Genomic DNA, 16,236 nt, shown 5'->3' on the forward strand with positions numbered 1-16,236 from the left:
GGGTCAGGCGACCTTCTTGTCGAAGAACTGCTCGTCTTCCGTCGAACCGTGCAGCGCCGTGGTGGAGGCGTCGCGCTCCACCGTCTGCGTGACGGCGTCGAAGTAGCCCGTGCCCACCTCGCGCTGGTGCTTGACTGCGGTGAAGCCCTTCTCGGCGGCGGCGAACTCGGCCTGCTGCAGTTCGACGAACGCGCTCATCTGCTGGCGCGCATAGCCGTGCGCGAGATTGAACATCGAGTAGTTGAGCGCGTGGAAGCCGGCGAGCGTAATGAACTGGAACTTGTAGCCCATCGCGCCGAGTTCCTTCTGGAACTTCGCGATCGTTGCGTCATCGAGGTTCTTCTTCCAGTTGAACGACGGCGAGCAGTTGTAGGAGAGCAGCTTGCCCGGGAACTGCTTATGGATCGCCTCGGCGAACTTCTTCGCGTATTCCAGATCCGGCTTGCCCGTTTCGCACCAGATCAGGTCGGCATACGGCGCGTAGGCGAGACCGCGCGACACGGCCTGCTCGAGGCCCGGCTTCGTGCGGAAGAAGCCTTCCACCGTGCGTTCGCCCGTGAGGAACGGCTTGTCGTTGTCGTCGACGTCGGACGTGATGAGGTCGGCAGCTTCGGCGTCGGTACGCGCGACGAGCACGGTCGGCGTGCCGCAGACGTCGGCGGCGAGGCGCGCGGCGACGAGCTTGGCCACGTTTTCGCGGGTCGGCACGAGCACCTTGCCGCCCATGTGGCCGCACTTCTTCACCGAGGCGAGCTGGTCTTCGAAGTGCACACCCGAGGCGCCGGCCTCGATCATGGCCTTCATCAGTTCGAATGCGTTGAGCACACCGCCGAAGCCGGCTTCGGCGTCGGCCACGATGGGTGCGAAGAAGTCGACGTAGCCTTCGTCGCCTTCGTTCTTGCCCTCGGACCACTGGATCTGGTCGGCGCGCGTAAGCGTGTTGTTGATGCGCTTCACGACGAGCGGCACCGAGTTCGCCGGATACAGCGACTGGTCGGGGTACATTTCGCCGGCCACGTTGGCGTCGCCCGCTACTTGCCAACCCGAGAGGTAGATCGCCTTGAGGCCGGCCTTGACCTGCTGCATGGCCTGGTTACCGGTCAGGGCGCCGAGCGCGTTCACGAACGGCTCGTTGTTCACGAGTTGCCACAGCTTTTCGGCGCCGCGCTTCGCGAGCGTGTGCTCGACCTGGAGCGAGCCGCGCAGGCGCACGACGTCCTCGGCGCTATAGCCGCGCTTGATGCCTTTCCAGCGCGGATCGGTTTCCCATTGCTGCTGCAGTTCCTGAGCCTGTTGTTGACGCGTCGTGGTCATGATGTGCTCTCCTTAGATTGCCTTGAAGTGAATCGATGGACTGGCTGTCTTCGCGAAACGGCGACCCTGGGAGGGGAGCGGGGCGATTCGTTTCGTGAAGTCTTATATAAGAGTCTAGGCAAAAGCAGACGGCTGCAACAGGGCGGAAGTCAGGTTTTTGAGAGATTTATTATTGTTTAAAATCAAATATTTGGTTTGCTCGTTCCATGATGAGAAATGTCGTTTTCCATCCTGGAACGCGGTAGCTTGTGCCACGCAGCACGAAATTTTACGACTCAAAAGATTTTTTCATATCGTGAAATTTGGCGAGGCATAAAAAAAGACCGGTGCCAGGGGCACCGGTCTTTAGAACCTTTGCGGCGGCACAAGAGGCCGCCGGTCGGGAAATCAGGCGTGTTGCGTTTGACGCGAACGGGGATTAGTCGCCGCGGCGCGAGGTGCGCGGACCATCCTGCCGGCGGCCGCTGTAGCCACCTTCGCGGGAACCACCAAAGCCACGCGAGTCGCCGGAGCCGCTGCGCTGACCGCCGGGGCGGCCGTCGCGCGCGCCGTAGCCATCGCGGGACTGGCCGCCGCTCGGCGCGCCGTAACCGCCGCGAGAAGCACCATCCGCAGACTTGTTGGCCCAGCCGCCAGTGCGTTGACCGCCCTGGCCGTAGCCACCGCCCGGCTTGCCGTTACCGAAACGGCGACCGCTGTTACCGCCGCCGTTGCCGCCACCGGGACGGCCACGGCCAAAACCGCGATTGGCCGGCGCCGTTTTGCGCGGCTCGAAGCCTTCGACCACGTTGACGGGTAACGTGGTGTGCACGAAGCGTTCGATGCGCTTGAGCGCGCCTTGCTCGGCGTGATGCACGAGGCTCACCGCGATACCCGAGCGACCCGCACGACCCGTACGGCCGATGCGGTGCACGTAGTCTTCGGCGAACTTCGGCAGGTCGTAGTTGAACACGTGCGTGATGCCCGGAATGTCGATGCCGCGCGCAGCCACGTCGGTTGCCACGAGCACGCGAACGCGGCGCTCGCGCAGCGCGCGGATGGTCCGGTTACGGGCGCCCTGGGGCAGGTCGCCATGCAGCGCGGCCGTTTCGAAACCGGCGTCGGCAAGACGCCCGGCCAGCTGGTCAGCGTCCATCTTGGTCGCCGTGAACACGATGGCCTGGTCGAGGCCGGTGTCGCGCAGCAGATGGTCGAGCAGACGGTTCTTATGGTCACGGTCGTCGACGTAGTGCACCGTCTGGGCGATGTTCGTGCGCGATTCCATGCGTTGCACGATCTCGATACGCTCGGGATCCTTCAGCAGGCGGCCCGTGAGCGAGCCGATCTTGCCGTCCAGCGTGGCCGAGAACAGCATGGTCTGACGCGTGGCCGGCGTGGCGGCGACGATCGTTTCGATGTCGTCGATGAAGCCCATGTCGAGCATGCGGTCGGCTTCGTCGAGCACGAGCATCTGGAGTTCGGACAGGTCGATACGGCCACGCTCGAGGTGATCGAGCAGACGGCCCGGCGTCGCAACGAGAATCTCGGGGTTCTTTGCGAGCAGCATCAACTGCTGGCCATAGGCGACGCCGCCCAGAATGCTCAGTGTGCGCAGGCGGCGCAGATGCTTGCCGTAGGTCGACGCGGCGGTGGTTACCTGCATGGCGAGTTCGCGCGTGGGCGTGAGCACGAGGAGGCCGGGGCGCGCGACGGGTTGCGGACGGCGGCCGCGGCGGTCGCCTTGTCCATCGGCCGAACGCGGCTCGCGCGGCTGGCTGGCTTGTGCCTTCTGCAGTTGGGCGAAGCGCTCGATGGCGGGCAGCATGAACGCTGCGGTCTTGCCGGAGCCCGTGGGGCTCGAAACGAGCAGGTCGCGGCCCGCGATGGCGGCGGGAATGGCGCGCTCCTGCACCGGCGTCGGAGCCTTGTAGCCCGCTGCGGTGAGCGCCGAGACGATTTCGGGCGAGAGGCCGAGCGACGCGAACGTCGGGCCTTCCGGCGTGGCAGCGGCGTCGTGCGCAGGCGCGGCCTGCTGTTCGTCGGCAGCGAACACTTCGTTGGCGAGGGCGGTCAGCGGGCTGGGGGTGTTACTCGAAGTCATGTAAATCCTTGGAACGCAGGAAATGGAACGTCGGCGCCAATCGACACAACCCTGGTCGTCGGATTCAGCGGGCATGAAGCCGCGAGCAAATCGAAAAACGGGGGCAACTCGCAATTGTGAGCGAGTTTCTAGTTAGAAGCTGTTTCGGATGCGACGCACCGGGATGGTAAGCCGCCAGCCTGATCTTTGACGGCCCGAACAGGGCCAAGGCAGAGGGGGACAGGTTCTAAACTGGATTGGAGCATAACGCTACGAAGCGCTGTGCCGCGAAACCGGTTTGCACCGAGGCCAAGGCAAAACGCAGCCCGCATTATAAAGAGATTTGTTGCGCTGCGCCACATTCATTTCGGTTTTTTGCGCCCGGCCTCGCGAGCGTCAGGAAGCCGTGCCGTTTTTCAGTGACTCCACGAGTTCGACGTACTGCTGGCGCGCCGTTTCCTGCGGCGTACCCTTGAGCGCGGCCCAGGCGTCGTGCTTGTATTTGCCGACGATATCGGCGAAACCGGGTTTGTCGCCATGTACGTCGCCTTCGGTTGCCTGCTTGAAGAGCGCGTACAGACGCAGCAGCGTCAGATTGCCGGGCCGTTCGGGCAGCTGTTTCACGTCTTCCTGGGCTTGTGCGAACAGGGCATCGACATCGCTCATCGTTTTCTCCATGGCAGTAGCGGGAATGGGCGTCGATGGTAACAGCCGCGCTGCCCGTGACGCTGGAGCAACCCTTCCAAACGGCGCGCAGGCCAACCACCGCCCGTGGGGGCAAGGGCGGGGCATTACAATAGCGGGCATGACTCAGACCGTGCTGCTTGCCATCGATACATCGACCGAATTCTGCTCGGTCGCCTTGCTTTGCTCCGCCGGCGATACGTCCGGCGCTTCCGCACCCGCCGCGCCGCGCATCTGGATGCGCCACGAGGCCACCGGCGCGGTATCCAGCACCCGTCTTCTACCCGCGATTCGCGAACTGTTCGACGAGGCGGGCTTCGTCCTCGCCGACTGCGGCGCGATTGCATTCGGCGCCGGACCGGGCTCGTTCACCGGGTTGCGCACCGCAACGGGCGTCGCCCAGGGGCTCGCATTCGGACTCGGGATGCCGGTCGTGCCGGTCGGCACGCTGCTCGCATGCGCCGAGGCGGCGCGGCTTGCCGACCCGTCGGTCACGCGGGTGCTCGCGGCGCTCGATGCCCGCATGGACGAGGTCTACTGGGCGGACTTCGCATGGGACGGTGAGCAGCAAGAATGGCGCACGATTCAGGCAGCGTCGCTGGATGCGCCTGCGCAACTTTCAATTCCCGATGTGCCGTTCACGCTCGCCGGCAATGCCGCGGCGGCGTTCGGCGAGCGCCTGCCCGCAGCGGCACATGCCCAGCGCGTGGATGGCAATGCCGTACCGCATGCCCGAGCGGTCGCGACCGCGGCGCTGCGTGCACTGCGCGCCGGCCGCACCGTGCGCCCCGACGAAGCCGCGCCCGAGTACGTGCGCAACAAGGTTGCGCAAACCGTAGCCGAGCGCCTCGCGGCCAGGTCGGCTCAAGCCCATGCCGGCACCACGGCCGCGTCGGCCTCTCGCGAGGCGCGCGGCGGCCAGGGGGGCGCCGTTGCCCACGATGGTTCCGAGGGCACGCGATGAGTGGCGTGTTGCTGGCCGACCGCTATCTGTCTCCGATGACGGAAAGCGATCTCGACGAAGTCGTATCGATCGAGAAGGTCGCCTACGAATTCCCCTGGACGCGCGGCAACTTCGAGGACTCGCTGCGCAATGGCTACTTCGGCATCTGCATGCGGCACGTGACGGGCACGCTGCTCGGCTACTGCGTGTTGATGCCGGTGGTCGACGAGCTGCACGTGCTCAATCTCTGCGTGGCGCCCAGCGCGCAGGGCGCGGGCGCCGGGCTCGCGCTGCTGCGCGAGGCGGTACGCACGGCTCGCAATCAACGGCTCGAGGGACTGCTGCTCGAGGTGCGACCGTCGAATCATCGGGCGATCCGGCTGTACGAGCGTTTCGGGTTCAAGTCGATCGGGCGGCGCAAGAATTACTATCCGGCGCGCCATCGCAGCCGGGAGGACGCGATCGTGATGCGTTTTTCGTTTGCAGAGGAGGGCGCGCATGACGCTCCATGAGACCGTGCTGGAAGAACTGGGCCTCGCGCCTTTGTGGGTGCGTCGCGGTGCGCAAGACCAAAGGCCTGCCGACGCGAGCGCCGAATCTCGTGCGGATCTGCCGCCGGTAGCGGTGGCGGCGGGGGATCGTGATGCGGACGTTGCGCCTGGCGCCGCGGCGCCGGCCGCACGGCACGAGGCGCAGGCTTCGGGCGTTCTCGCCCCGGCAGTGGCCGTATCGCCCGCGGTGGCTCGAACGTCGGGCAGCGCTGCGGCCGTCGCGAACGCCCCGACAGCTAAAGCGTCCGGGGGAGCCGACGCCGACACGGTGGTCCCGCCTTCGGCCACCACCGCTCCGTTCGTCGACGAACCACCGCCCGCCGAAGACGACTTTGCCTGGTTCGATGCTCCGTCGTCCGCGCCGGTGCAGGAAGCGCCAGCAGCTCAGGATGCGCCCGACGCGCCGTCCGTCTCGACGCTCGATTGGGACGCACTCGCCGCCCGCGTGGCGGACTGCCACCGCTGCCGCCTCTGCGAAAAACGCACCAACACGGTGTTTGGCGTGGGCGACCGCGAGGCCGAATGGATGCTGGTCGGCGAGGCGCCCGGCGAGAACGAAGACCGTCAGGGCGAGCCGTTCGTCGGCCAGGCGGGCAAGCTGCTCGACAACATGCTGCGTGCGCTCGCGCTTGCGCGGGGCAACAACGTCTACATCGCGAACGTCATCAAGTGCCGCCCGCCCGGCAACCGCAATCCCGAGCCCGACGAGGTCGCGCGCTGCGAGCCTTACCTCCAGCGCCAGGTCGCGCTCGTGAAGCCGAAGATTATCGTTGCGCTCGGCCGCTTCGCCGCGCAGAGCCTGCTCAAGACCGACGCCAGCATCTCATCGCTGCGCGGCCGCGTGCATGAGTACGAAGGCGTGCCCGTGATCGTCACGTATCACCCCGCGTACCTGCTGCGCAGTCTCCACGACAAGGCGAAGGCGTGGACCGACCTTTGCCTCGCCCGCGACACGTGGCGCAAGGGCGGGGGCGGCGAGAAATGAAGACCGGCGTGCCGGGCGAGTCCGACGCCACCGTGCCGGACGAGCCGGCACTGCCGGCCCGGTCGCAGACGTCGGTGCACGCGGGCGCGCACGTTGGGTCGCCCTCGCAGGCTCAGCCCGACCCGACAGCCGAACGGCCAACCGACGTTCGACCTGACAGGCCATCCAATATCGTTTGGGACTCGCGGTCGCAGCCCAGCGAACATGCCCATGACGATGCCCGTCTCGATGCGCTGCGCGATACCGCCGTGCGAGACCTCGCGTGGCTGCTTTTCAGTCCTGGCCTGTTGTGCGCGCAGCCGCTTGCCGACCTGCTCGCGAATCCATTCGAATCGGCCAACGAGCGTGCCGCCACCATCGACTGGCTCGCTGCGCTCGATCGCGACGCGCTCGCGCTGCACAGCGCCATCGCGGCGGCGCGCGTGACGCGTCTTGGCCGTTATGCCGAATGTCTGCTTGGCTGGTTTCTCCAGCACGGTCCCGCCGCACGGCTCGTGGCAGCGAACGTCGCGCTACGCCGCGCGGGCGTCACGCTCGGCGAATGCGATTTTCTCGTGGAGACTCAGAGCGGTCGCCGCCTGCATTGGGAACTGGCTGTGAAGTGCTACCTGCATGCGGGCGAGGGGCACGCGCGCCTCGCGGATTACGTCGGCCCGAATCTGCAGGATCGCTTCGACATCAAGTTGTCCCACCTGCTCGATCATCAGTTGCCGCTCAGCGGACGTGAGGAGTTCGGGACGCTCGGGCATCGCGGGCCGTGGGAGGCGCGGATGTTCATCAAAGGCTGGTTGTTCTATCAGGCGGAGAACCTGCCCACCGACGCTGCTGGCCACGCGGAGGCGCTTGTGCCCGAACTCGCACCCGAACTCGCGCCCGATCATGCACGCGGCTGGTGGACGACACACGCCGACTGGCCTCGCTTTGCGTCGGGCCACGCCACGGCCTGGCGTGTGCTGTCCCGGCTCGAGTGGCTGGCGCCGCGCCGGCATCATGACAACGAAGGGCAGATGCCATTCGTCGACAGCCACACACTGACCCAACAACTTGAAGGCAAAGCCGGTCCGGCAATGGTGGCCGCGTTCGCGCGCGACGCGAGCGGCACCTACACGGAGCGCTCACGCGGTTTTATCGTGCCGGACGAGTGGCCGCGCCACGCCCAGGCATTCGCGCGCCGGTGACGTGCTACGCGCTTTCGCGCGTCACCACCAGCGATAGAAGTGATGAACGGGTCCCACGCCGTGGCCGACATCGAGCCGGCTGCTCGCTTCGATGGCACCCGTCAGATATTGCTTGGCGTCGGCTACCGCTGCGGCCAGGCTGTCGCGCTGCGGCGCGAGTGCCGCAATTGCCGACGAAAGGGTGCAGCCCGTTCCGTGCGTGTTCCTGACCGGCACGCGTGCACCGCCCAGGCGCAGTGTGCCGCTCTCCTGCACGAACCAGTCGGGACTCTGGTCAGTACCCAGATGCCCGCCCTTCACCAGCACAGCGCGTGCGCCCAGCGCCCGCAGGGCTTCGCCCTGGCGCACCATGCCGGCTTCGTCGGTCACCGTCGCTTCACCAAGCAGCGCGGCCGCCTCGGGCAGGTTCGGCGTCACCACGTCGGCGAGCGGCAGCAGTTCGTCGCGCAATGCGGCGACCGCGTCGGCCGTGAGCAAGGCGTGATTGCTCTTCGAGATCATCACCGTGTCGAGCACGATGCAGGGCGGCCGATAGCGTGCAAGTGCGGCCGCGACCGCGCGCACGATAGCCGCGTTCGCCAGCATGCCGATCTTGACTGCGTCGATGCGGATGTCGTCGAACACGGCATCGAGCTGGGCCGTGACGAACGCCGGCTCCGGCGCGTGGACGCCCGTCACGCCGCGCGTGTTCTGCGCAGTGAGCGCCGTAATCACGCTTGCTCCGTACGCGCCGAGCGCGGAGAAGGTTTTCAGGTCGGCCTGGATGCCGGCGCCGCCGCCGGAGTCGGACCCGGCGATGGTGAGCACATTGGAAATGGGATGATTCATGACAGCGAGAGGGCGTGGGATTGCCCGATCAGTGCTTCACTTCGCCGATGAGCGCGACCGAATCGAACGCGCGCTGGTTTGCCTGGTGGCGCCGCATCACGAGCCACATCATCAGGCACACGAAGGTGCCGAACAGCACGATGACGAGCGCGACCGGCACGTCGAGCCAGACGAGCACGGCATAGAGGCAGAGCATCACGAGCACGGAGAGGTTTTCGTTGAAGTTCTGCACGGCGATCGAATGGCCGGCCGAGAGCAGCACGTGCCCGCGATGCTGGAGCAGCGCGTTCATCGGCACCACGAAAAAGCCGGAGAGGCTGCCCACGAACATCAGGAATACGTAGGCGATCAGCAGATAGACCGGCACGTGCAGCCGCCCGACGGAGATGTTCCAGTGCGGCGGAAAGAAGTCGCGCGTGTAGAACGCCATCAGCATGACCGCGATGCCCATGATGATGCCTACGGGCAGCACCGACAGCGACTTCTTGAGCGGGATGCGCGCTGCGGCGATCATCGCGCCGGCCGCCACGCCGACCGCCACCACGGCCTGCAGGAGAGCCCCTTCGGAGAGCGACATGCCGAGCGAGACCTCGGCCCACTTGAGCACGATGAATTGCAGTGTGGCGCCCGCGCCCCAGAAAAGCGTGGTGACCGCCAGCGAGATCTGGCCCAGCTTGTCGCGCCAGAGTACGAGGAAGCAGTCGGCGAAATCGGTGACGAGCTTGATGGGCCCGCGCTCCTGCTTCGGATAACGGGCGCCGGTGTCGGGAATGCGCAGATTGAAGAGCGCCGCGATGACGTAGATCGACATGATCACGAACATCGCCGCTTCGGCGGGCGTGTTGATGGAAGGCGGCGTGTAGCGGATGACGTGCGAGGCGATGTGCGGGCTGATCAGCGCGCCGCCCAGCACCGTGCCGAGAATGATGGAGCCGACCGTGGTGCCCTCGATCCAGCCATTCGCGGCGACGAGCCGGTCAGGCGGCAAGAGTTCGGTGAGAATGCCGTACTTGGCGGGCGAGTAGGCCGCTGCGCCGAAGCCCACCACGCCATAGGCGAAGAGCGGATGCGTGCCGAACAGCATCATCAGGCAGCCCACGACCTTGATCGTGTTCGTGATGAACATGACGCGGCCCTTGGGCCGGGAATCGGCAAACGCTCCCACGAACGCAGCAAGGACGACGTACGACAGCACGAAGAACAGCTTCAGCAGCGGCGTCATCCAGTTCGGAGCGTGGAGATCTTTGAGCAGAGCAATGGCAGCGATCAGAAGCGCGTTGTCGGCCAGCGAAGAAAAAAACTGCGCGGCCATGATGGTGTAAAAGCCTTTTCTCATCTGATGATGCGATGCTGTCCTCTCTGCCGTCCGTCCGCCCCGGACGGCTGTAAGGCATCCGGGCTTATTACGATCGAAATGGGTTGTGCGCACGGCTTTATATCACGAAAATAGCGGCATTCGGACTAGCAGATACCTCAGCCGCACCATCCGGCGGACTTCCAGGCGCTGAAAACGCATTGTAAGCTCCTGATTTGAAAGCGTCTTTACGAAAACTTCCCATGCCGCGTCCCCTCTCAGCCACGATTCACACCGCCGCTCTTGCCAACAATCTCGCCGTCGTGCGCCGCTGCGCGCCCAAGTCGAAAATCTGGGCTGTCGTGAAAGCCAACGCCTACGGTCACGGGCTCGCGCGTGCGTTCCCGGGGCTTCGCGCAACCGACGGCTTTGGATTGCTCGACCTGGAAGAAGCGGTGAAGTTGCGTGAGCTGGGCTGGGCTGGGCCTATTTTGTTGCTCGAGGGCTTCTTTCGTCCGACGGATATCGACGTCATCGATCGCTATAGCCTCACCACCGCCATTCATTCGGACGAGCAGATGCGCATGCTCGAAATGGCGCGTTTGTCGAAGCCGGTCAATATCCAGCTGAAAATGAATAGCGGCATGAACCGTTTGGGTTATACGCCCGAGCGTTTCCGTGCGGCATGGGAGCGCGTGCGTGCCTGCGCGGGCATCGGCCAGATCACGTTGATGACCCATTTCTCCGACGCCGACAGCGAGCGCGGCATCGGCTACCAGATGGAGGCGTTCGAGCGCGGCGCCGAAGGCATTGCGGGTGCGCGCAGCCTCGCGAATTCGGCGGCCACGCTCTGGCACCCGTCGGCGCACTTCGACTGGGTGCGCCCCGGCATCATTCTGTACGGGGCATCGCCATCGGGCGTGAACGCCGCGATCGACGGCGTGGGCCTGCAGCCGGCCATGACGTTCGCTTCCGAACTCATCGCCGTGCAGACCGTGGCAAAAGGGCAGACCGTGGGCTACGGCTCGACCTTCAAGGCGCGCGAGACCATGCGCATCGGCGTGGTCGCCTGCGGCTACGCGGACGGCTATCCGCGCATCGCGCCGGAAGGCACGCCCATTATTGTGGACGGCGTGCGCACGCGGGTGGTGGGCCGCGTCTCCATGGACATGCTCACTGTCGATCTCACGCCGTGCCCGAACGCGAACGTGGGCACGCGCGTCGAGCTGTGGGGCAATGCCTTGCCCATCGACGACGTGGCGCAAGCGTGCGGCACGATCGGTTACGAGCTGATGTGCGCGATCGCGCCGCGTGTGCCGGTGCGGGCGGAATAACGCGTGGCCCGACCGAAGACGCTGTACACCTGCACCGAGTGCGGCGGGCAGGCGCCGAAGTGGCAAGGGCAATGCCCCGCCTGCGGCGCGTGGAACACGCTCGTCGAAACCGTCGCTGAGCCGGCCGGCACAAGGCGCTTCCAGTCGCTCGCGAAGACTGCGACGGTGCAGCGGCTCGCCGATATCGAAGCCTCCGATGTGCCGCGTTTCACCACCGGCGTGGGCGAGTTCGACCGCGTGCTGGGCGGCGGTCTCGTGGCAGGCGGCGTGGTGCTGATCGGTGGCGACCCGGGTATCGGCAAATCGACGTTGCTGCTGCAATCGCTCGCGCAGATTGCAAGCGAGCGCCGTGCGCTGTACGTGAGCGGCGAGGAATCCGGCGCGCAGATCGCCTTGCGCGCCCAACGGCTCGCGCTGCTGGAGCCGGGGGCGAAGGCGAGCGACCTTCAGTTGCTCGCCGAAATCCAGCTCGAAAAAATTCAGGCCGTCATCGAGGCCGAACGGCCCGACGTCGCCGTGATCGATTCGATCCAGACCATCTATTCCGAGGCGCTTTCGTCGGCGCCGGGATCCGTCGCACAGGTGCGCGAATGTGCCGCGCAACTCACGCGCTTAGCCAAGCAGTCGGGTACCGCGATCATCATGGTCGGGCACGTCACGAAAGAGGGCAATCTGGCGGGGCCGCGTGTGCTGGAGCACATCGTCGATACGGTGCTGTACTTCGAAGGCGACACGCATTCGTCGTTTCGCCTTGTGCGCGCATTCAAGAACCGCTTCGGCGCGGTCAACGAACTGGGCGTGTTCGCCATGACCGAGCGCGGCTTACGGGGGGTCGCGAATCCTTCCGCGCTGTTTCTTTCGCAGCACGAGCAAACCGTGCCTGGCTCGTGCGTCCTCGTCACGCAAGAGGGGTCGCGGCCGCTGCTCGTGGAAATCCAGGCGCTCGTGGATACGGCGCACGTGCCCAATCCGCGGCGGCTCGCGGTCGGCCTCGAACAGAACCGGCTCGCGCTGCTGCTCGCGGTACTGCATCGGCATGCGGGCATTGCGTGTTTCGATCAGGACGTTTTTCTCAACGCGGTGGGCGGCGTGAAGATTACCGAGCCCGCCGCCGACCTTGCCGTGTTGCTCGCCATTCATTCGTCGATGCGCAACAAGCCGTTGCCGAAGGGCCTCATCGTGTTCGGCGAAGTGGGGCTGGCGGGCGAGATCCGGCCGTCGCCCCGCGGGCAGGAGCGGCTCAAGGAAGCAGCGAAGCTTGGTTTTTCGCGCGCGCTCATTCCGAAGGCCAATGCGCCGAAGCAGCCGATCGACGGCCTTCAGGTCATCGCGGTCGAGCGCATCGAGCAGGCTATCGACCGCGTGCGCGAGTTCGAATAGCGGATCGCGAGGCGCAATCGGGCCGTGTTCGGCTGCGAGCCGTTTTGAGTCGAGCGCTATGTTGTCCCTCGCCTTGCGGACGCTTTGTGGCCGTAATCGGCTGTAACGGACGCCGTGGACGCTGTAACCCATGAGACATCTCTTTTCCCTATGCTCGATTCGGTCTGCATTCCGTTTCGAGCGGGAAGGGTGGTGCCTTGAAACAGTCTCATGAATCCGTGGGCCAATGCGCCGTCGTGGTGCGCGGCTGCCGCGTGTCCGATCCGATCCGTCAGCCGTGGGGCGGCGCATGCCGCATCGTCGAGTGGATTGACAGCGATGGTCAGATTTCCCGGCGCGTCGTCGCGGAACACGTGACGGCTGCAGAAGTGCGCAGCACCATCGCGCGCCACGTGGAAGGGCGTAAGCATCGGCTCTACGACGACGAGCGCGAACCACGGCAGACCTTGCCACGGCGTTGAGGCCTGAGCGCGGAACACGCCTCTGGGTGTCACCGAGTTCGCCGGTTCAGGCACCACACTTGACGCCTGTTCAACACTTGTCTTGCCGTTGCGGCCCTGCGAGCGGCGTTCGTATGTTGCTCGTCTTTTCCTGCTGTGCCGCGGTGCGCGCTTCTGGGGCTTTCTCTGCATCCGGTTGTTCCGCCGTCGGGCTCGTGAAGAGCGGATGCCGTGCGGCTTCCGCCGGTGTGAGCACCGGCGAGACGCAGCAGTCGAGCGGCTCCAGCAGCTTCGACCAGTCCTCGAGTGTCCGGCTGGCAATCACGCCGGCCAGTTCGCGCGTGAGCGCGGCGGCGTCGGCACCGCCAACGGCCTGCCCGAGACTCCAGTGCCGCGTGCCCCATTCGGGCCGATCGATTGCCGCGCACAGCGTCTCCCAGAACTTCAGTTCCAGCGCGCCAACCGCAAGCCAACGCCCATCGAGCGTTCGATACAGGTTGTAGCAGGGCACCCCGCCGTTGAGCAGGCTGCCGCCCGCGTTTGGACCTTCTTCTTCGTCGTTGGCGAGCGCGATTTGCGCGACGATGTTGTGGGCGTAGGTGGCGTGCGTCATCGATACGTCGAGGAAACGGCCTTCGCCGCCGCGCGATACGTGCCAGAGCGCCGCGAGAATTTGCGTCACCGCGCTGAGCGCGCCGCCCAGCAGATCGGCAATCTGGAAGTTGGGCAGTACGGGCGTGCCGTCGCTCGAGGCAAGCTGGTCCAGTACGCCGGCATAGGACACGTAGTTGAGGTCATGGCCGGCGCGACGTGCGAACGGCCCGCTCGAACCGTAGCCCGTGATGGCGCAATAGACGAGTTTCGGATTGACCTCGCGCAGCGTGTCGTAGCCAAGGCCGAGCCGTGCCATCACGCCGGGGCGAAAACTTTCCACGAGCACGTCCGCGTCGCGAGCCAGCGCCTTCAGCACGTTGCGACCGCTTTCCGACTTCAGGTCGAGCCGCGTTTCCCGCTTGCCACGATTGACGATGCGGTAGAACGCGCCGGGGCGGCCCGCTACCCGGTCTGCGGCGCTCTGCATCATCACCCGGGCGTCGTCGCCGGCACCCGGGGCCTCGATTTTCAGCACGTCCGCGCCCAGTTCCGCGAGCCGTAACGTGGCGACGGGGCCGGGCAGCAGGCGCGTCAGATCGAGCACGCGCAAGCCTTGTAGTACAGCGGGAGACGGCACTCTCAATCTCCTTGTCGACGACGATGGGGCGTGCTCCGGGCGCCATATGACGCGGCCGGCTCGCGCCGTTCGTTAACCGATCTGCTCCAGTTCCTCGTGCGCATCGAGCCATTGCGCTTCCAGTGCTTCGATCTGCCCGGCCACCTCACCCTGCCGACGGATCGCCTCGGTCAGCCGGGCCTTGTGCTGTGCTTCGTAGCTCGCGGGATCGGCAACGAACGCATCGAGCGAGGCTTTTTCGGCGTTGAGTGAATCCATTTCCTTTTCGATCTTCGCGATGCGCGTCTGCAGGGGCTTTTTCAGCTGCGACAGCTTCTGCCTTGTTTCGGCTTCCTGGCGCCGCAGGTCCTTGCGGTTCTGCGAACCTTCGGCCGCCGCTTGCGGCGCCTCGCTCGCCTTGAGCGCGGCACGTTGCTGCGCGGCATGCTCGAGCAGCCAGTTGCGGTAATCGTCGAGATCGCCATCGAACGGTTGCAGGCGATGCTTCGCCACGAGCATGAACTCGTCCGTGGTGGCGCGCAGCAGGTGACGGTCGTGCGAGACGACGATCAGCGTGCCTTCGAACTGCGCAAGCGCCATGGTGAGCGCATGACGCGTTTCGAGGTCGAGGTGATTGGTCGGCTCGTCGAGCAGCAGCAGATTCGGCTTCTGCCAGATGATGAGCGCGAGCGCGAGGCGCGCCTTCTCGCCGCCCGAGAACGGCGCGATGGGCGCGGTGGCCATGTCGCCCGCGAAGTTGAAGCTGCCGAGGAAATCGCGCAGTTCCTGTTCGCGCGTGTCCGGCGCGAGACGCGCGAGATGTTGGAGCGGCGAATCGCTCGGGCGCAGCGTTTCGAGCTGATGTTGCGCGAAGTAGCCGATCTGCAGCCCCTTGCCCGTGCGCAACTCGCCCGCAAGCGGCGCGAGCGTGCCGGCCAGTGTCTTGATCAGCGTCGACTTGCCCTGGCCGTTCGCGCCCAGCAGACCGATGCGCTGACCGTTCTGGATGGAAAGCGTCACACCCTCGACGATGGGAATTTCGCCGCCGTCCGCCGCGCGATAGCCGCAGCGCACGCCTTCCATCACCATCATGGGGTTCGGTGCGGAATCGGGCTGGCGGAATTCGAACGTGAACGGCGAAGCGGCGTGCGCCGGCGCGATGAGTTCCATCTTTTCGAGCGCCTTCACCCGGCTCTGCGCCTGGCGGGCCTTCGTCGCCTTCGCCTTGAAGCGGTTGATGAAGCTCTGCAGGTGCGCCACGGTCTTCTGCTGCTTCTCGTACGCGCTTTGCTGCAAGGCGAGTTGCTGCGCGCGCAGAATCTCGAACTGCGAATAGTTGCCGCCGTACCGTTTGATCTGCCGCTGCTCGAGGTGCAGCGTGACGTTGCAGACCGAATCGAGGAACTCGCGATCGTGCGAGATCACGACCAGCGTGCCGGGATAGCGGCGTAGCCACTCTTCCAGCCACACGATGGCGTCGAGGTCGAGGTGGTTGGTGGGCTCGTCGAGCAGCAACAGGTCCGAGCGGCACATCAGCGCCTGCGCGAGGTTCAGGCGCATGCGCCAGCCGCCGGAGAAGCTGCTGACCGGCTGGCGCGTCTGTTCGAGCGTGAAGCCGAGGCCCAACAGCAGCGCTTCGGCGCGAGCCGGCGCGGTGTAGCCGTCCGCGTCCGCGAAGGCAGCGTGGGCTTCCGCTTCGGCGGTGCCGTCGTGGGCGGCGGATGCCGCTGCGATACGCGCTTCGATGTCGCGCAGTGCCGCATCGCCGTCCAGCGTGTAGTCCAGCGCGCTTTTGTCGACTGCCGGCGTTTCTTGAGCGACATGAGCGATCTGCCACGAAGGCGGTATCGAAAAGTCGCCGGCGTCCGCGTGCAGTTCGCCGCGCAACACGGCAAACAAGGTCGATTTGCCGGCGCCGTTCGCGCCGACGAGCCCGGCCTTTTCGCCGGGATTCAGCGTGAACGACGTCTGATCGAAAAGCGGCTTCGTGCCGCGCGTAAGACTGAACTGGTTAAAGCGGATCACAACGAGGCCCG

Annotated in this window: 14 protein-coding genes; 7 read left to right on the plus strand and 7 right to left on the minus strand. The window is 65.6% G+C overall.

The features are described 5' to 3' along the window. Nucleotides 1–3: 3 nt before the first annotated feature. From aceA to P2869_RS07380, 3 genes are all read right to left on the minus strand, one after another. On the minus strand, nucleotides 4–1,314 hold the full coding sequence (gene aceA / locus P2869_RS07370) for an isocitrate lyase (RefSeq protein ID WP_017778109.1): 1,311 nt from the start codon (nucleotides 1,312–1,314) through the stop codon (nucleotides 4–6). Between the two features lie 418 nt (nucleotides 1,315–1,732). Further along, complete coding sequence (locus P2869_RS07375; RefSeq protein ID WP_277597892.1) at nucleotides 1,733–3,394, minus strand: DEAD/DEAH box helicase; 1,662 nt, start codon at nucleotides 3,392–3,394, stop codon at nucleotides 1,733–1,735. 375 nt (nucleotides 3,395–3,769) lie between these two features. Continuing rightward, on the minus strand, nucleotides 3,770–4,039 hold the full coding sequence (locus P2869_RS07380; RefSeq protein WP_017778111.1) for an acyl-CoA-binding protein: 270 nt from the start codon (nucleotides 4,037–4,039) through the stop codon (nucleotides 3,770–3,772). A gap of 139 nt (nucleotides 4,040–4,178) precedes the next feature. On the opposite strand from P2869_RS07380, the gene tsaB reads away from it, so the two are divergent. Genes tsaB through P2869_RS07400 form a run of 4 tightly spaced genes read left to right on the plus strand, consistent with a single transcriptional unit; the run spans nucleotide 4,179 to nucleotide 7,714 of the window. After that, complete coding sequence (gene tsaB / locus P2869_RS07385; RefSeq protein ID WP_277597893.1) at nucleotides 4,179–5,021, plus strand: tRNA (adenosine(37)-N6)-threonylcarbamoyltransferase complex dimerization subunit type 1 TsaB; 843 nt, start codon at nucleotides 4,179–4,181, stop codon at nucleotides 5,019–5,021. Then, nucleotides 5,018–5,512: a ribosomal protein S18-alanine N-acetyltransferase gene (gene rimI / locus P2869_RS07390; protein WP_026122113.1), complete on the plus strand. Its 495-nt coding sequence runs from the start codon at nucleotides 5,018–5,020 to the stop codon at nucleotides 5,510–5,512. Before tsaB ends, rimI begins: the two co-directional genes overlap by 4 nt. After that, nucleotides 5,499–6,536, plus strand: a complete 1,038-nt coding sequence (locus tag P2869_RS07395) for a uracil-DNA glycosylase (protein ID WP_277597894.1) — start codon at nucleotides 5,499–5,501, stop codon at nucleotides 6,534–6,536. Before rimI ends, P2869_RS07395 begins: the two co-directional genes overlap by 14 nt. After that, a complete protein-coding gene (locus tag P2869_RS07400; RefSeq protein WP_277597895.1) occupies nucleotides 6,533–7,714 on the plus strand; it encodes a DUF1853 family protein in 1,182 nt (393 codons plus the stop codon). Before P2869_RS07395 ends, P2869_RS07400 begins: the two co-directional genes overlap by 4 nt. A 21-nt stretch (nucleotides 7,715–7,735) precedes the next feature. Here the strand turns inward: P2869_RS07400 and thiD are convergent, their stop codons facing one another. Together thiD and lplT are read right to left on the minus strand one after the other, a co-directional pair. Further along, nucleotides 7,736–8,542: a bifunctional hydroxymethylpyrimidine kinase/phosphomethylpyrimidine kinase gene (gene thiD / locus P2869_RS07405; protein ID WP_277597896.1), complete on the minus strand. Its 807-nt coding sequence runs from the start codon at nucleotides 8,540–8,542 to the stop codon at nucleotides 7,736–7,738. A gap of 28 nt (nucleotides 8,543–8,570) precedes the next feature. Next, nucleotides 8,571–9,878: a lysophospholipid transporter LplT gene (gene lplT, locus P2869_RS07410; RefSeq protein ID WP_017778115.1), complete on the minus strand. Its 1,308-nt coding sequence runs from the start codon at nucleotides 9,876–9,878 to the stop codon at nucleotides 8,571–8,573. Between the two features lie 221 nt (nucleotides 9,879–10,099). Between lplT and alr the strand changes: the two genes are divergently transcribed. From alr to P2869_RS07425, 3 genes are all read left to right on the plus strand, one after another. Beyond that, nucleotides 10,100–11,170 carry an alanine racemase gene (gene alr, locus P2869_RS07415; RefSeq protein ID WP_277597897.1) on the plus strand — a complete coding sequence of 357 codons (1,071 nt, stop codon included), beginning with the start codon at nucleotides 10,100–10,102 and terminating at the stop codon, nucleotides 11,168–11,170. A 3-nt stretch (nucleotides 11,171–11,173) separates the two neighbouring features. After that, nucleotides 11,174–12,550 (plus strand): DNA repair protein RadA, encoded by a 1,377-nt coding sequence (gene radA / locus P2869_RS07420; RefSeq protein ID WP_126875665.1) that lies wholly within the window; start codon nucleotides 11,174–11,176, stop codon nucleotides 12,548–12,550. 197 nt (nucleotides 12,551–12,747) lie between these two features. Continuing rightward, the gene (locus tag P2869_RS07425; protein ID WP_026122114.1) at nucleotides 12,748–13,011 is read left to right on the plus strand and encodes a DUF2866 domain-containing protein; all 264 of its coding nucleotides are present in this window, start codon (nucleotides 12,748–12,750) and stop codon (nucleotides 13,009–13,011) included. A 70-nt stretch (nucleotides 13,012–13,081) separates the two neighbouring features. Here the strand turns inward: P2869_RS07425 and P2869_RS07430 are convergent, their stop codons facing one another. Both P2869_RS07430 and P2869_RS07435 read right to left on the minus strand, forming a co-directional pair. After that, nucleotides 13,082–14,221 (minus strand): CaiB/BaiF CoA-transferase family protein, encoded by a 1,140-nt coding sequence (locus P2869_RS07430; RefSeq protein WP_277597898.1) that lies wholly within the window; start codon nucleotides 14,219–14,221, stop codon nucleotides 13,082–13,084. A 72-nt stretch (nucleotides 14,222–14,293) separates the two neighbouring features. Continuing rightward, a complete protein-coding gene (locus P2869_RS07435) occupies nucleotides 14,294–16,225 on the minus strand; it encodes an ATP-binding cassette domain-containing protein (protein ID WP_126875866.1) in 1,932 nt (643 codons plus the stop codon). Between the last annotated feature and the right edge of the window lie 11 nt (nucleotides 16,226–16,236).

This window comes from Paraburkholderia sp. SUR17 (assembly GCF_029536165.1).
GTDB lineage: Bacteria > Pseudomonadota > Gammaproteobacteria > Burkholderiales > Burkholderiaceae > Paraburkholderia > Paraburkholderia kururiensis.

What these genes read in the sequence shown, in the direction of transcription:
- P2869_RS07395 (WP_277597894.1), top strand. Translation starts at nt 5,499, where the DNA reads ATGACGCTCCATGAGACCGTGCTGGAAGAACTGGGCCTCGCGCCTTTG.
- P2869_RS07380 (WP_017778111.1), bottom strand. Translation starts at nt 4,039, where the DNA reads ATGAGCGATGTCGATGCCCTGTTCGCACAAGCCCAGGAAGACGTGAAA.
- aceA (WP_017778109.1), bottom strand. Translation starts at nt 1,314, where the DNA reads ATGACCACGACGCGTCAACAACAGGCTCAGGAACTGCAGCAGCAATGG.
- alr (WP_277597897.1), top strand. Translation starts at nt 10,100, where the DNA reads ATGCCGCGTCCCCTCTCAGCCACGATTCACACCGCCGCTCTTGCCAAC.
- P2869_RS07400 (WP_277597895.1), top strand. Translation starts at nt 6,533, where the DNA reads ATGAAGACCGGCGTGCCGGGCGAGTCCGACGCCACCGTGCCGGACGAG.
- P2869_RS07375 (WP_277597892.1), bottom strand. Translation starts at nt 3,394, where the DNA reads ATGACTTCGAGTAACACCCCCAGCCCGCTGACCGCCCTCGCCAACGAA.
- thiD (WP_277597896.1), bottom strand. Translation starts at nt 8,542, where the DNA reads ATGAATCATCCCATTTCCAATGTGCTCACCATCGCCGGGTCCGACTCC.
- lplT (WP_017778115.1), bottom strand. Translation starts at nt 9,878, where the DNA reads ATGAGAAAAGGCTTTTACACCATCATGGCCGCGCAGTTTTTTTCTTCG.
- rimI (WP_026122113.1), top strand. Translation starts at nt 5,018, where the DNA reads ATGAGTGGCGTGTTGCTGGCCGACCGCTATCTGTCTCCGATGACGGAA.
- tsaB (WP_277597893.1), top strand. Translation starts at nt 4,179, where the DNA reads ATGACTCAGACCGTGCTGCTTGCCATCGATACATCGACCGAATTCTGC.